The 14,462-nt window shown below is 67.6% G+C and carries 13 protein-coding genes; 3 read left to right on the top strand and 10 right to left on the bottom strand.

Features of this window, described 5'->3' with window-relative positions:
• Window positions 1-44: 44 nt before the first annotated feature.
• Window positions 45-302, bottom strand: coding sequence for a hypothetical protein (locus GL284_RS10225; RefSeq protein WP_155044515.1), 258 nt, complete (start codon window positions 300-302; stop codon window positions 45-47).
• A 198-nt stretch (window positions 303-500) separates the two neighbouring features.
• Between GL284_RS10225 and GL284_RS10230 the strand changes: the two genes are divergently transcribed.
• Both GL284_RS10230 and ftsY read left to right on the top strand, forming a co-directional pair.
• Entirely contained in the window at window positions 501-1,430 is a 930-nt protein-coding gene (locus GL284_RS10230) for a class I fructose-bisphosphate aldolase (protein ID WP_155044516.1), read from the top strand.
• A 136-nt stretch (window positions 1,431-1,566) separates the two neighbouring features.
• The gene (ftsY, locus tag GL284_RS10235) at window positions 1,567-2,655 is read left to right on the top strand and encodes a signal recognition particle-docking protein FtsY (protein WP_155044518.1); all 1,089 of its coding nucleotides are present in this window, start codon (window positions 1,567-1,569) and stop codon (window positions 2,653-2,655) included.
• 9 nt (window positions 2,656-2,664) lie between these two features.
• On the opposite strand, the gene GL284_RS10240 is transcribed toward ftsY, so the two are convergent.
• From GL284_RS10240 to hisS, 4 genes are read right to left on the bottom strand one after another with little or no spacing between them, the layout of a single operon-like run.
• On the bottom strand, window positions 2,665-3,078 hold the full coding sequence (locus tag GL284_RS10240) for a hypothetical protein (protein ID WP_230383017.1): 414 nt from the start codon (window positions 3,076-3,078) through the stop codon (window positions 2,665-2,667).
• A gap of 53 nt (window positions 3,079-3,131) precedes the next feature.
• On the bottom strand, window positions 3,132-3,818 hold the full coding sequence (hisG, locus tag GL284_RS10245; protein ID WP_155044519.1) for an ATP phosphoribosyltransferase: 687 nt from the start codon (window positions 3,816-3,818) through the stop codon (window positions 3,132-3,134).
• Window positions 3,815-4,897: an ATP phosphoribosyltransferase regulatory subunit gene (locus GL284_RS10250; protein WP_155044520.1), complete on the bottom strand. Its 1,083-nt coding sequence runs from the start codon at window positions 4,895-4,897 to the stop codon at window positions 3,815-3,817. The genes hisG and GL284_RS10250 overlap by 4 nt, the downstream gene beginning before the upstream one ends.
• Window positions 4,894-6,375: a histidine--tRNA ligase gene (gene hisS, locus GL284_RS10255; RefSeq protein ID WP_155044522.1), complete on the bottom strand. Its 1,482-nt coding sequence runs from the start codon at window positions 6,373-6,375 to the stop codon at window positions 4,894-4,896. Before hisS ends, GL284_RS10250 begins: the two co-directional genes overlap by 4 nt.
• Window positions 6,376-6,422: 47 nt before the next feature.
• Here hisS and GL284_RS10260 point away from each other — a divergent pair, with 47 nt between their 5' ends.
• On the top strand, window positions 6,423-6,632 hold the full coding sequence (locus tag GL284_RS10260; RefSeq protein ID WP_155044524.1) for a SlyX family protein: 210 nt from the start codon (window positions 6,423-6,425) through the stop codon (window positions 6,630-6,632).
• Window positions 6,633-6,740: 108 nt separating this feature from the next.
• On the opposite strand, the gene GL284_RS10265 is transcribed toward GL284_RS10260, so the two are convergent.
• The 5 genes from GL284_RS10265 to GL284_RS10285 all read right to left on the bottom strand — a co-directional run bounded on the left by GL284_RS10265 (window position 6,741) and on the right by GL284_RS10285 (window position 14,462).
• Window positions 6,741-7,292, bottom strand: coding sequence for a DUF4177 domain-containing protein (locus GL284_RS10265; RefSeq protein ID WP_155044526.1), 552 nt, complete (start codon window positions 7,290-7,292; stop codon window positions 6,741-6,743).
• An 84-nt stretch (window positions 7,293-7,376) separates the two neighbouring features.
• Window positions 7,377-7,814, bottom strand: a complete 438-nt coding sequence (locus GL284_RS10270; protein ID WP_155044528.1) for a hypothetical protein — start codon at window positions 7,812-7,814, stop codon at window positions 7,377-7,379.
• Entirely contained in the window at window positions 7,814-9,328 is a 1,515-nt protein-coding gene (gene gatB, locus GL284_RS10275) for an Asp-tRNA(Asn)/Glu-tRNA(Gln) amidotransferase subunit GatB (RefSeq protein WP_155044530.1), read from the bottom strand. The genes GL284_RS10270 and gatB overlap by 1 nt, the downstream gene beginning before the upstream one ends.
• A gap of 64 nt (window positions 9,329-9,392) precedes the next feature.
• On the bottom strand, window positions 9,393-11,306 hold the full coding sequence (locus GL284_RS10280; protein WP_155044532.1) for a cation:proton antiporter domain-containing protein: 1,914 nt from the start codon (window positions 11,304-11,306) through the stop codon (window positions 9,393-9,395).
• Window positions 11,307-14,462: a hypothetical protein gene (locus GL284_RS10285; RefSeq protein WP_155044534.1), complete on the bottom strand. Its 3,156-nt coding sequence runs from the start codon at window positions 14,460-14,462 to the stop codon at window positions 11,307-11,309.

Genomic DNA, 14,462 nt, shown 5'->3' on the forward strand with positions numbered 1-14,462 from the left:
ACCGAAAAGGGGGCCATGTGGCGCCCTTTTTCATTGCGCGGCTTTTATTGCTGGGCCGGGGCGGGCGGGTCTGTGGCGGGATCGGCAGGCGTATTTGTGGCGGGCGAGGTCGTTTCGGGATCGGTCGCGCCGGGGATCGCGGCCGCGGGCGATTCCGTCTGCATGATGTCGCCCTCTTCCTGAGGATCGGATGTCACCCACCAGAAAAACGCCGCGACCGCCACCAAAACGGCAAGGATCAGGCCGATGATCGGACCGGGATGACGTTTTGCCGCGCGCTCGGGGTCGGTATTGTGGGACATGCCGCATCTCCTTTTAGCGCCTTAACGCGGGCCATGCGGCGGTTGTTCCGGCGCAAACTGCCACGGCACCGCGCGGGTTTAACCGGAATGACAGAATTTTCGCGTAATGGCGGAAAAGACAGCCGACCGTTAGCGCAACCCAGATTGCCCTTGACGACAGGTTTGCTAAGTCAAGCCCGAACTGGATTGGAGTTTCAGATGAAGATGACCGATACCGTCCGCAAAATCCTTGCCAATTACGAAGGCGAGAATCCCGGCGTCAAAGCGCAACTGGCGCGTATGCTGATGACCGGCAAGCTGGCCGGCACCGGCAAGATGATCATCCTGCCCGTCGATCAGGGATTCGAGCATGGCCCTGCGCGCACCTTCGCGCCCAATCCGGCAGGCTATGACCCCCATTACCACTATCAGCTGGCGATCGATGCGGGCCTGAACGCCTATGCCGCGCCCCTGGGCATGATCGAGGCGGGTGCGGATACCTTCGCGGGCCAGATCCCGACCATCCTGAAGGTGAACAGCGCCAACAGCCTGATGTCGGACACCGCGGGCAAGAACCAGGCCATCACGGCTTCGGTCGATGACGCGCTGCGTCTGGGCTGCGCCGCCATCGGCTTTACCATCTATCCGGGTTCGGACATGGCGCTGGACATGTTCGAAGAGATCGTCGAGATGCGCCGCGAAGCCGCAGCCAAGGGCGTGGCGACCGTCGTCTGGTCCTATCCGCGCGGCGAGGCGATCACCAAGGACGGCGAGACCGCCATTGACGTGGCGGCCTATGCCGCACAGATCGCGGCGCTGATCGGCGCGCATATCATCAAGATCAAGCTGTCGACCGATCACCTGATGCTGCCCGAGGCCAAAAAGGTCTATGAGGACAAGAAGATCGACATCGCCACGCAAGCCAAGCGCGTCGAGCATTGCATGCAGTCCTCGTTCAACGGGCGCCGGATCGTGGTGTTCTCGGGCGGTGCGGCCAAGGGTTCGGATGCGGTCTTTGACGATGCGCGCGCGATCCGCGACGGTGGCGGCAACGGCTCGATCATCGGCCGCAACAGCTTCCAGCGTTCGCGCGAGGAAGCGCTGGAGATGCTGCAGAAGCTGGTCGACATCTATCTGGGCAAGGCCTGATTGCTGGCAGGTGGGGGCGCTGCCCCCACACCCCCGGAGTATTTCCGGAACAAAGAAACCGGGCGCCTTGCGGGGCGCCCTTTTCCTTTTTGGCCGGAAGCCCTAGGTTCTGGCGGACCAGACAAAGGATGGGTGCATGTCGTTTTTCACCAAGCTGCGCGACCGGCTGACGCGGTCCTCTTCGAAGATCGGGGCGGGCTTGGATGATATCGTGGCCGAGGGTGCGGACGACGCGCCTGCGGAGCCTGCGCCGCCGGTTGCACAGCCCGCCGTGCCGGTCCCGGTGCAGCCGATGCCCGCGCCCGTTCAGCAGCCGCCTGCCCCCGCCGAAGCTGCCCCGCGTCCCGGCATGATGGGCCGGCTGTTCGGCCGTGCGGGCAGCGATGAGCCGCGCCGCGAGCTGGACGACGCCATGCTGGAAGAACTGGAGGACATGCTGGTTCAGGCCGATATGGGCGTCGAGACCGCCTTGCGCGTCACCGCCAATATCGCCGAGGGGCGGCTGGGGCGGCGGGTATCCTCGACCGAGCTGAAAGAGTTGCTGGCCGGTGAGATCGCGCGGATCATGGCGCCGGTGGCCAAGCCTTTGCCGATTTATCCCAAGCGCCCGCAGGTCGTGCTGGTGGTGGGCGTCAACGGCTCGGGCAAGACCACCACCATCGGCAAGCTGGCCAGCCAGTTCAAGGCGGCGGGCAAGAATGTCGTGGTGGCTGCGGGCGACACGTTCCGCGCCGCCGCGGTCGAGCAGTTGCAGGTCTGGGGCAAGCGCGCCGGGGTGCCGGTGATGACCGCGCCCGAAGGCTCGGATCCCGCCAGTCTGGCCTATGACGCCATGGTGCGGGCCGAGGCGGAAGGCGCGGATCTGTTGATGATCGACACCGCGGGCCGCCTGCAGAACCGTCAGGACCTGATGGAGGAACTGGCCAAGATCGTCCGGGTCATCCGCAAGAAGGATCCCTCTGCGCCGCATAACACGCTGCTGGTGCTGGATGCGACCACGGGCCAGAACGCGCTGAGCCAGGTCGAGACGTTCCAGAAGCTTGCTGATGTGTCCGGTCTGGTGATGACCAAGCTGGACGGCACGGCACGCGGCGGGGTTCTGGTGGCCTTGGCCGACCGGTTCGGCCTGCCGATCCATGCCATCGGCGTGGGCGAGCAGATCGACGATCTGGATGCGTTCGACGCGCGGGAGTTTGCCCGCGCGCTGGTCGGTCTGGCCGACTGACCCCCTGGATCAGGGCTTCGGCTCGGGGGCCTCGCTAGTGGTGGGGGCCGCGCTTTGGTCGGGCTTTGCCGGCGGCAGGCTGGCATCGGTGCTGGAAACCGGGCGATTGGCGGGCGCGTTGCCGCCCATGCTCACCTGATCTTCGGGGTCGATGAAGGCACCGCTGATTTCGGCCTTTTTGGTCTGTTTGTCATAGATGCAGACATAGCGATCCGCGCCGCCATCGGGCAGCGTGGTGATCAGCAGCGCCGCGCCATAGCTTTCCGAGCCGAAGGGGTTCACCTCGATCGCGGTTTCGCCTTCGGCGGGGGCAAGCGCGGTGCAGGCGGTCTGCACATCGGCGCGGAACTGGTCCCATGCCTCGTCCGAGGAGGCGAGGACGGGGCTGGCCGACAGAAGCAGCATCAGGATGGGCAGGCGCATGAAACTCTCCTTGCAATGTCATGGGGAACGCGCGGCGGCGGGCCGCGGATCCGTCACGACATCGCAAGGCCAAGCTGACCGGCGAAGGCCGCGACCTGATCCGTGTCGCCCGCCGCGACCGAGCGCAGCAGCGTCGCCTGACTGCGCATGATCGGCGCGTCGCCGATGATTTTCAGGTGGTTCGCCCTGAGCGTTTCCCCCGAGGAGGTGATATCGGCAATCGCCTCGGCGGTCAGGTTGGCCACCGTGCCTTCGGTCGCGCCCTGACTGTCGACAAGCTGGTAATCGGCCACCTCTTGCGCGGAGAGGTAGGCCCGGACCAGCCGGTGGTATTTCGTGGCGATGCGCAGGCGAAAGCCGTGTTCGGCGCGGAAATCGCGGGCGATACTGGCGAAATCGTCAAGGCTGTCGCAATCGGCCCAGCAGGTCGGCACGGCAAGGATCAGATCGGCATGGCCAAATCCCATCGGGGCCAGTTCCTGCACATGGCTGCGCCAGCCCGCCAGCTTTTCGCGGATCAGGTCGGTGCCCGTCACGCCCAGATGGATGCGGCCGGCCCTTAGTTCGCGCGGAATTTCCCCCGCCGACAGCAGCACCAGCGCGACGTTTTCCGCACCATCCACCCGGCCGGCATATTCGCGTTCGCTGCCCGATCGCGACAGGCGCACGCCGCGCGCGGCGAACCAGTCGAAGGTCTGTTCCATCAGCCGCCCCTTGGACGGCACGCCAAGGCGGATCATGCGCGGTTTTCCAGAATCTGGCCCCCCAGTTCATAGACAAGGCCGGGCCGGATGATGCCCCCCACCGCCGGGATCGAGCGCCCTTGCCCCTGCCCCAGCACCGCCGCCAGCGCGTCATAGCGCCCGCCGCTGGCCACGGGGGGCCAGTCGGGCCGGTCGGCGGCGGCAAAGCTGAAGGTCATGCCGTCGTAATATTCCATCGTGTGCCGCCCATGGCTGGCGTCGAAATGGATCGCCGCCGTGTCGATCCCGCGCGCGGCCAAGGCGGTCAAATTGCGGTCCAGCCGGTCGACCGCTTCGGTGATGTCGGGAATTTCGGCAGCCAGCGCGCGCAGGGTCTGCAGCGCCTGAGGCGCAGGCGCGCTGACCGCGAACAGACGTTCGAGCCGCGCCACCCAGACCGGCGCCAAGGGCAGTTCCGCCGCATCGGCCTGAAGGCGGTCGATGCGGGTCTGCATCTCGGCCTGCGACCGCAACCCCGTCCAGAGCGCCGGGGGATTGCTGAAATTGCGCGGCGCGGGGCTGGCCGCAAAGCGCGCCAGCGCCTTGGCAAAGCGCTGGGGCCGCCAGATATGGTGCAACAGCGCCGCGCGGCGCGCATCCGACAGCGGCAGCGCGCGGACGGCATCCATCAGCAGGTCCATATCGCCCATCGTCGCCCGCAGATTCAGCGGCGCAAGGATCTGGTGAAACAGCGCAAAGACCGTTGCATCGGCATCGGGGTCGCGGGCGAAAAGCTCGAACCCGGCCTGCAGATATTCGTTGTCGCGCAGATGTTCGGACTGGGTTTCGCCATGGTCCTGCTTGCGGAACACCTCGCCCAGATAGCAGTAGCGGGCGGGCTCGGCGCCGTTTTCCATATGCATCTGCACGACCGGCACGGTGAAATCGGGCCGCAGCATCACCTCGCCCCGGATGGGGTCTTGCGTGACATAGGCGCGGGCGCGGATGTCTTCGCCGTAAAGGTCCAGCAGGGTTTCGGCGGGCAGCAGCAGATCGGGCGCCACCTCGGCCGCGCCAGCGGCGCGGAAGGCGGTCAGGATCTGCTGGCCGATGGCCTGTTTCTGGCGCTTGCTCATCCGAGGATACGCCGGACTTCGGCAACCAGATCGCCACGCGGCACCTCGGTTTGGGCGGGCTGGGCCTTCCATTCCTCATGGCTGGCTTGGGCGGCGATTTTCGCGCCCAGAATCAGATCCTTGACCTGAACGACGCCGCGATCCGCCTCATCGCCGCCCTGGATGATGGCAACGGGGGAGCCACGTTTATCGGCGTATTTCAACTGGTTGCCGAAATTCTTGGGGTTACCCAGATAGACCTCGGCGCGGATGCCTGCGGCGCGCAACTCGGCGGCCATGGCCTGATATTCGCCCATGCGGTCGCGGTCCATGACGGTCACCACGACCGGACCCTGCGCCTCGCCGCCCATCAAACCCTTGGCGCGCAGCGCGGCCAGCAGGCGGTCCACGCCGATCGAGATGCCGGTGGCGGGCACTTTCTGGCCGGTGAAGCGTTCGACCAGACCGTCATAGCGACCGCCGCCCGCCACGCTGCCGAACTGGCGTTTGCGGCCTTTTTCGTCAAGGATTTCAAAGGTCAGCTCGGCCTCGAAGACCGGGCCGGTGTAATAGCCAAGGCCGCGCACGATCGAGGGGTCGATGATTGCCTGATCGGGTCCGACGCCCATCGCCTGCAGCATGTCCGCGATCTGGGCCAGTTCGTCCACGCCCTCGGCCCCGGTTGCCGAGGCGCCGATGGCGGCGCGCAGATTGGCCAGCGTTTCCGCGTTATCCGCACCTTTCGAGGTCAGGAAGGCAATCACCGGCTCGGCCTGATCGGGGGCAAGGCCGACGCCCGCGATCTCGGCGCCGCTGTCATCCTTGCGGCCCGTGGTCAGAAGCTGGCGCACGCCGTCGCGACCGACCTTGTCGAACTTGTCGATGGTGCGCAGCACGTCGTCCGAGACCGGGCCTTCGGGCACGCCCATCGCTTCAAGAATGCCGTTCAGCACCTTGCGATTGTTGATACGGATCAGATAATCGCCGCGCTGGATGCCCGCATGTTCAAGGGCTGCCGACAGCATGGCGCAGATTTCCGCATCCGCCGCCACCGAGGCACTGCCGACCGTGTCGGCATCGCATTGATAGAACTGGCGGAACCGGCCCGGACCGGGCTTTTCATTGCGCCAGACCGGACCCATCGCATAGCGGCGATAGGGGCTGGGCAGATCGTTGCGGAACTGCGCCGCCACCCGCGCCAGGGGTGCGGTCAGATCATAGCGCAAAGCCAGCCAGTCGCCCGCGCCGCCACCCGGAACCTCGGCCTCCTGCCATGCGAAGACACCGGCATTGGGGCGGTCCACGTCGGGCAGGAACTTGCCAAGCGCCTCGACCGTTTCGACGGCGCTGGTTTCAAGCGGATCGAAGCCGTGGCGATGATAGATTTCGGCGATGCGGTCCAGCATCTGCTTGCGCTCGGTCACGTCCGCGCCGAAATAGTCGCGGAACCCCTTGGGCGTTTCTGCCTTGGGTCGGGGCTGTTTCTTTTCTTTCGCCATGGTTTGCCTCGGGCTTTTCCATGCGCGGTCTAACGGATGGAGGGTTGATGGACAAGCACGAGCAAGCCTTGCGGCTGGAGGAAGCCGTGGCGCATCTGACCCGCGTGGTCGATGATCTGTCGGCGATCATCGCCCGGCAGGAAACCGAGATCGCGCGCCTGTCGCGCCGGGTCGGGCTGCTGATGGAACGCGAGGCCGAGCGCGAGGCCGAGGGAAGCACGATCCCCTTGGCCGATCAGCGTCCGCCGCATTGGTAGGGTTGGGGTGACATAGCGGTGGCTTTGCCGTGTGAAGATCAGGGGCGCTGCCCCTCGCCGCCCTGAAGGGCGGCTCACCCCGGAGTATTTCGGGAACAGAGACGCGGATCAGCGATTGGCCGGGCCGAGGCGCGGGCCTGTGGGCTGGGGGGCCTGCGGCGCGGTCAGGGGTGGTTCGCCGACGCGGGCCTGCGGCTGCTGTTTGGGCATGGCACGCATCGGCTGGCTGAAGGGGGCACGCACCGGCTCGGCCGGATCGGTCAGGGCGTCGGACGCGGGTTCGGTCCTGGGATCCGCCCGGAGGTCGGGCGACCGGGCCGGCGGCTCGGCAGCAGGTGCGGGGGCCAGAACGGGCGTGGGCGTCGGTGCGGGTGCGGGCTTCGGTTCATCGGCGGGCTGCGGCGTGTCGCGGAAGGTCTGATGCGATTGCAGCGCGCGGCGGAAGACCAGCAGGTTGTGATAGACCGTGCTGCGGCTGGTCAGGCCCGAGCGTTCTTCCGAGGGCAGCACCTCGGCGCGGACATATTCCCAGCCCTGCTGCGCCATGCCGTTCAGCGCGTCGGTCAGGGTGGCGGCAAAGCGCTCGGCCCCGGATTTGGCACCGCGGGTTTTTTCGGCCCGGCTGGGAGCGGGGATGACGGTATATTCGTAATCAGGCATGGCGTCGCTCCTGTTGGTGCGCATTCCGGGATAGGGCGCAAATCGGGTCATGACCAGAGCAAAGCCGGTCAAGTTCGCGCGTGTTCAGGCGGATTGCCCCGAGAGCGCGATCTTGCCGCCCAGCCACAACCCGGCAAGGTTCAGCGCAAACAGCAGCACGCCCGGCACCAACCCCCGCCAGATGAAGGCATTGCCCGGAAAACCGAAGACCGTCAGCCCCGGATTGCCCAGCGAGGCCGCGACCCATGTCAGCGCCGCCCCGACCAGCAACAGGATGACGCTGAGACGGATCGCCAGATGCAGGCGCGGGCGCGGCGCAAGGGCCGCATCGCCCACGCCGACGAAGGCCACGCCTGCCATGCCCGCGGCGACGGCGGGCAGCACCCACAGGATCAGCGCGATGGGCAGCCCGCCCATCAGCATATTGGCCGTCCCGAAGACGCCCAGAAAGAACATGAACGCCGCCAGATACAGCGCCGTCAGCCCCCAGCCGCCCCGCAGGATGCCGATGGATTGCGCCATCACTGGCCCAGCTTCCTTGCGACCAGATCCTGAACCGCCGCCGGGTTGGCCTTGCCGCCGGTGGCTTTCAGCACCTGCCCGACGAACCAGCCCGCCAGCTTGGGATTGGCCTTGGCCTTTTCGACCTGCGCCGGGTTGGCGGCGATGATCTCATCGACCGCGGCCTCGATGGCACCAAGGTCGGTGACCTGTTTCATGCCGCGTTCCTCGACGATCTGCGCCGGGTCGCCGCCTTCGGTCCAGACGATCTCGAACAGGTCCTTGGCGATCTTGCCCGAAATCGCGCCCGAACCGATCAGGTCGATCACCCCGCCCAGTTGCGCGGCGCTGACGGGCGAGGTTTCGACCGTCAGACCTTCCTTGTTCAGCCGGCCGAACAGCTCGTTGATGACCCAGTTCGCGGCCATCTTTCCGTCGCGGCCACTTGCGACGGCCTCGAAGTAATCGGCATTCTCGACCTCGGCGGTCAGCACGCCCGCGTCATATTCCGACAGGCCCAAATCCTTGACAAAACGCGCCTTCTTTTCGTCGGGCAGTTCCGGCATGGCGCCCGCGATCTGATCGACCCAGGCCTGCTCGATTTCCAGGGGCAGCAGGTCGGGATCGGGGAAATAGCGATAATCGTGGGCTTCTTCCTTCGAGCGCATCGAGCGGGTTTCGCCCTTGTCGGGATCGTAAAGCCGGGTTTCCTGCACCACCTTGCCGCCATCTTCGATGATGGCGATCTGGCGGCGGGCCTCGACCTCGATCGCGGCTTGAATGAAGCGCAGCGAGTTCATGTTCTTGATCTCGCAGCGCGTGCCCAGATGGCTGAAATCCTGCGTTTCCTGATAACGCTCATAGGCGCCGGGCGGGCAGACCGAGACGTTCACATCGGCGCGCAGATTGCCGTTCTGCATATTGCCGTCGCAGGTGCCCAGATAGCGCATGATCTGGCGCAGCTTGGCGACATAGGCGGCGGCCTCTTCGGGGCCACGGATGTCGGGGCGGCTGACGATTTCCATCAGCGCGACGCCGGTGCGGTTCAGATCGACAAAGGACATGTTGGGGTCCATGTCGTGGATCGACTTGCCCGCGTCCTGTTCCAGATGGATGCGTTCAATGCGCACGCGGCGGGCGACGCCGGGGGCCATGTCCACGATCACCTCGCCCTCGCCGACGATGGGGTGGTAAAGCTGGCTGATCTGATAGCCCTGCGGCAGGTCGGGATAGAAATAGTTCTTGCGGTCAAAGGCCGAGCGCAGGTTGATCGCGGCCTTGATGCCCAGCCCGGTGCGCACGGCCTGCGCCACGCAGAATTCGTTGATGACGGGCAGCATCCCGGGCATCGCCGCATCCACGAAGGCCACATGGCTGTTCGGTTCCGCCCCGAACCCGGTCGAGGCGCCGGAAAACAGCTTGGCGTTCGAGGCGACCTGCGCGTGAACCTCAAGCCCGATGACCAGTTCCCAATCCTGTTTCGCACCCTGAATGATCTTGGGTTCGGGGGCGGTATAGGTCAGATGGTCAAGCATGGCATTTCCCTTGGACGGTCGAGGGGACTTCTAGGCGCTTGGGCCGCGCCTCGCAAGCCTGCGTTCAGCGGCCTCCGGGGCGGCCCTGCCGGACCAGACCGTGTTCCGGGGCCTCATCCTCGGCCTCGCCGGTGATCGGCGCGGCGCTGGGGCCATGCGCGAAGCGTTCGCTCAGCGCAGTTTCAAGCTGGCTGTTCAGTTCCCGCGCGCGGGCGATATATTCGGCGTTTTCCTCCAGCGGGATGTCGGGTTTCCAGACCTCGGCCAATTGGCGCAGGCTGGCGCGGTCCATGCGATAGAACACGGTTTCAAGCTCGGAGGCCTCGTATTCCGACATGCCCAGATGTTCCAGCACATAGCGCCCGGCGCGCAGCGAGCTGTCAAAGCTTTCGCGCACGATATGGTCGGCCTTGGCGGCATACAGGCGATAGACATCCACCCGGTCGCGGGCGCGGGCGATGATGACCAGATCGGGGCGCTTTTCGCGGGCATAGTGGATCAGCCGCAGGTTCGCATCCGGATCGTCCAGCGCGGCGACCAGCACGCGGGCCTTGTCCAGACCGGCGGCGGTCAGGATCTCGGGGCGGGTCGGATCGCCGAAATAGCCCTTGAAGCCGAAGCGGCGCATCAGCTGGATGGTCTTCAGGTCATGGTCGATCACCGTGGTTTCAAAACCCGACATAGTGACCAGCCGGTTCACCACCTGACCGAAGCGCCCGATCCCCGCCACGATGATCGGCTGGCGGTCCGGGATCTCATCTGGGGGCAGGCTGGCGCGTTCCTCGGCGATGCGGCGGCTGATGAAATCGGACAGGATGAACAGCAGGGGCGTGGCCAGCATCGACAGCGCGATGACCAGCAGGAACCCCTGCGCCAGCGGACGCGGCAGGATGGCCAGCGACACGGCATAGGAAATCAGCACGAAGCCGAACTCGCCCGCCTGCGCCAAGGACAGGGTGAACAGCGTCCGGTCCCTGCCCCGCAGCCCGGTCGTGCGCGCGATCAGATACAGCACAAAGGCCTTGATGGCGATGACGACGACCGTCACGCCCAGCACCGTGACGGGATGCTGGGCCAGAATGCCGAAATCCATCCCCGCGCCCACGGTGATGAAGAAGACCCCCAGCAGCAGCCCCTTGAAGGGGGCGATCTGGCCCTCAAGCTCATGCCGGAATTCCGAGCCCGCCAGCATCACGCCGGCAAGGAACGTGCCAAGCGCCGGCGAAAGGCCCACCACCTCCATCAGCGAGGCGATGCCGACCACGATCAGCAGCGCCAGGGCGGTGTCCAGCTCGTTCAGCTTGGCCGAGTAGACATAGCGGAAGGCGGGGCGGATCAGGAACTGCCCGATCAGCACGACGGCGGCAACCGCGGCCAGCGTCACCAGCGCCGCCGCCCAGCCGGGCAGCATATGCATGAAGGCCGCGCCGCCGTGGTCGTCGGCCGCCCCCATCGGCACGCTGGTCGCCAGCAAAGGCATCAGCGCGATGATCGGGATCACGGCGATGTCCTGCGTCAGCAGCACCGCGAATGCGTTGCGCCCGCCCGCCGTCTGCATCAGCGACTTTTCCGACAGCGTCTGCAACACGATCGCGGTCGAGGACATCGACAGGATCATCCCCAGCGTCAGCGCCACCTGCCATGTCTGGTTCAGCGCCATGGCCACCAGCGCCAGCAGCGCCACCGTGCCAAGGATCTGCATCCCGGCCAGCCCGACCAGCTTCTTGCGCATGGCCCACAGCGCGCGCGGCTCAAGCTCCAGCCCGATCAGGAACAGCATCATCACGACGCCGAATTCGGCGAAATGCTGCAGATCGGCCATCTCGCCTTCGCTGCCCGCCAGTCCCAGCACCGGCCCGATCAGGATGCCCGAGATCAGATAGCCAAGGACCGACCCCAGCCCCAGCCGCGCCGACAGCGGCACGGCGACAACCATGGTCATCAGATAGACCGTGGCGATCAGCAGGAAGGATTCCATTTACCGGCCGTCCAGCATCCGCAATTCGCGCTGCTGACCCGATTTGACATAGGTCAGCTTGCCGTCGCCGATGGAATTGATCGTGCCGCCGTCGATGCGGTCGCCCATCCGGACGGTGACGATCTTGCCATTGCGCAGACGGATCAGCGCCCGGCTGGCATTGCCCGCGCCGATGATGCCGATGATCGTGGTGCGCGAGGTGTTCATGCCCCGGCTTTGCGTGGCGGATTTCGCGACGCTTGCCGCCGTCACGCCGCCGCTGGCCATATTGGCGGCAACCTCGGGTTCGTTGTCGACCTCTGGCGGCTTATAGTCCTGACGGTTGGCGCGGGCCTGCCGTTCCTCGGCGGCGGCCTGGGCGCGGGCGCGGGCTTCGGCCTGGGCGCGGGCCTGCGCTTCGGCTGCGGCATCGGCCTGGGCGCGGGCACGGATCCGCGCCTCGGCCTGCGATTGCAACTGTTCGTCCAGCGCGCGGCGCGCGGCCTGTTCGGCATCGCTTGGACCCGGCGCGGCAGCCGCCGTGGCCGCCGCAGCGGGTGCTGCGTCAGGTGCGGGATCGGGCCGGGCCGAGGCCGCAGCAGCAGCAGGCGCAGCATCGTCATCCCGGCGCGGCGGCAGGGGCGAAGATCGCAGCGTCGCAAGCTGCACCGCCCCCGCCGTGGCCGGAGCGGCCTCGACCGCCGAGGCGACGGCGCTTTCCACCGCCGAGGCGGACACTGCATTGCCCGGACGCGCGGTGGGCCGGGCCGAGCCACGCAAAAGCCCGCCCGGATCGCGGGCGGGCGCAGCGGTGCTGGCACTGGTGGCGGGCTTGTCCGGCGGGGGCGCGGTGCTGGCGGAACGCAGCGCGGCCTCGACCGCCGAAGGGGCGACGGCATCGGTCGCCATATGCCCCTGCGGGCGGGGCGTCGGACGGGCATCGGCAAGTCTGGCACCGGGGGTCGCCATCTGCGGCATGGCCGGACCGGCAAGCCCGTAACGCGACATGTCGCGGATCAGCGCGTCAAGGCTGGAGCGGTCCGCAGGCGTCAGATCCGCATCGCCTTCGGGCGCGATCAGATCGGGGGCCGAGCCTTCCGGGCGCGCCGGTGGCCGCATCGAGCCGCGCAGCACGGGCTGCGCCGAAACCGGCGTCGGCGCGGTCTCGGCCCGGCGCTCGTCCTGAGCCGGGGCCGCGGCGGCAGGGGCAGCGGCACTGCTGCGGGCGCGCGATGGCGGCCTTGCGCTGCTGGTCGGCTGGGTCGGGCGCTGGCTTGCCGCATAGGGCAGCGGATTGCCCGGCACGCGCGGCGCGGCTTCGGGTTCGGGGCGCGTCGTCTGCGGCGTCGTGCGGCGCGGCGCAAGCTGCGGGCGGGCCGAGCTGCGCAGGGTCTGCGGCTGTGCAGTCGTTGCAGCGGGCGCGCTGGCCTGACGGGTCGGCGCGGGTGCTGCACGCGGTTCGCTGCGCGGCGCTGCGGCTTGCGTGCGCGCAGGCTGCGGCGCGGCCTGAGGGCGCGCGGGGGCGATTGCGGTGGGGGTTGCTGCCGTGGGCGCGCCAGATGCGGCGGGGGCCGGTGTGGGGACCGGTGCGGCGGTCACGGCCCCGGCCGCCGATGCCAGATCATTCGGCACGGGGCTGCCCGAGGTGGGCGGCACGACAGCGGCAGCCACCGCAGCGGCAGCGATCACCACGCGGCGGGCCTCGGCCTCGGTCAAGGCCGAACGCGGGGCGATCTGCGGCGCGGGATCAGGCTGCGCCGTGGCGGGTTCGGGGGCCGCAGGGGCAACCTCGGCCGTTTGCGAGGCGGCCGTTTGCGGGGCGACCGTTTGCTGGGCAGTGGGGGTCTGGCTGTCCGGCAGCGGGTCAGTCTGTGACGGTTCGACCGCCGCTTGCGATCCCCCGGACTGCGCCGGGTCCGGCAGGGTTTCAGCGCCAACCTCTGGCGCGGGCGTCGCCTCTGGCTGGGTCTGGGTTTCGGCAATCTGCGCCGGGCCACTTTCGGGCACCACAAAGGCCCAGATCACGACCAGTCCAAGCACCAGCGCGCCCAGCATGGCAACCAGACCCGTCAACCCGCCGCCGCGTTTGACGATGGCGCGGTCCGGACTGGCCGGAGCCGCCCCGGCAGAGCGCGACTGCCGCGCCTCGGCGGCGCGGTCATGCACGGCCTTGGCGCGCGGGTTCAAGGGCTGCGCCGGCTCGACGCGGGGATGACGCACGACGGCGGGACCGACAGCCGCCACGGCAGCGGCCTTTGCCTCGGGCTCCGGCGGAACGGGCGCATCCGGGGCAGCGCCAGCCAAGGCGGCAGGCACATCTTCGGGTGCGGGCGTCTTGGACGGATCAGCGGCGGGGCTGTCCTTGGCCGGAAGATCCGCCACGGGCGTTTCGCCCGGAAGCTCAAGATCCGGGCGATCCTCGGGCGGGATGGCCGGGGCATGCGGGGCGGAAGAAACCGCAGCGACGGCTTCGGGGGCGGCATCCGTCGCCTGTGCTTCGGGTTCGGGCTTCGGTTCGGCGTCGGGCGTGCCGGGAACGGCCAGCGGATCGGCCTTGTCCTTGGCCTCATCGTCAAACATCAGCGCGGCCGCGGTCACCCCCGCCAGCGCCGGATCGACGACCGGGCGGCGACGGACCGGAGGATCCAGCACGAAGACCGGCTGGCCGGGAAACAGATCGCCATCGGGATCGGCGCAGAAGGACTGCCCGTCAAAACCATATTGCGCGGCGAAATCGCGCGCCTCGCGCAGCGTCTGACGCGCCACGGCGGCGACGCGCACGGTATCGCCGTCGCCGTCCCAGTCGAAGGCCAGTTCCTCGATCGCATAGGGGGTCAGCCCGTCCAGCGCGCGCCCCACGGCGTGCTGCCGATCGACCGAGCCTGCGACGGTCAGCGTGGTGTAAAGGATCTGGTCGTCGGGAATGACCAGCGTCACGGGCAGACTGCCATCCCCCGCCTTGCCGTCACTCGCATCCCCTGCCTCGCCCAAGGCCATGCGGCGCAGGCCGCTCAGCGCGTCGCGAAAGGCCGGGTCGTCGAAATCGACCGAGCCCAGGTGCCGCCAGCCCAGCGAATGTCGCGCGCCCTCGCCTTGCGCAGCGACAGGACGCTGTTGCAGGTGGACCGCCTCTCCACTGAAGGACAAGGCGTATTCGGTAACGGTATCAAGCGACAT

The organism is Paracoccus shanxieyensis, from assembly GCF_009711265.1.
In the GTDB taxonomy this organism is placed as follows: Bacteria; Pseudomonadota; Alphaproteobacteria; order Rhodobacterales; family Rhodobacteraceae; genus Paracoccus; species Paracoccus shanxieyensis.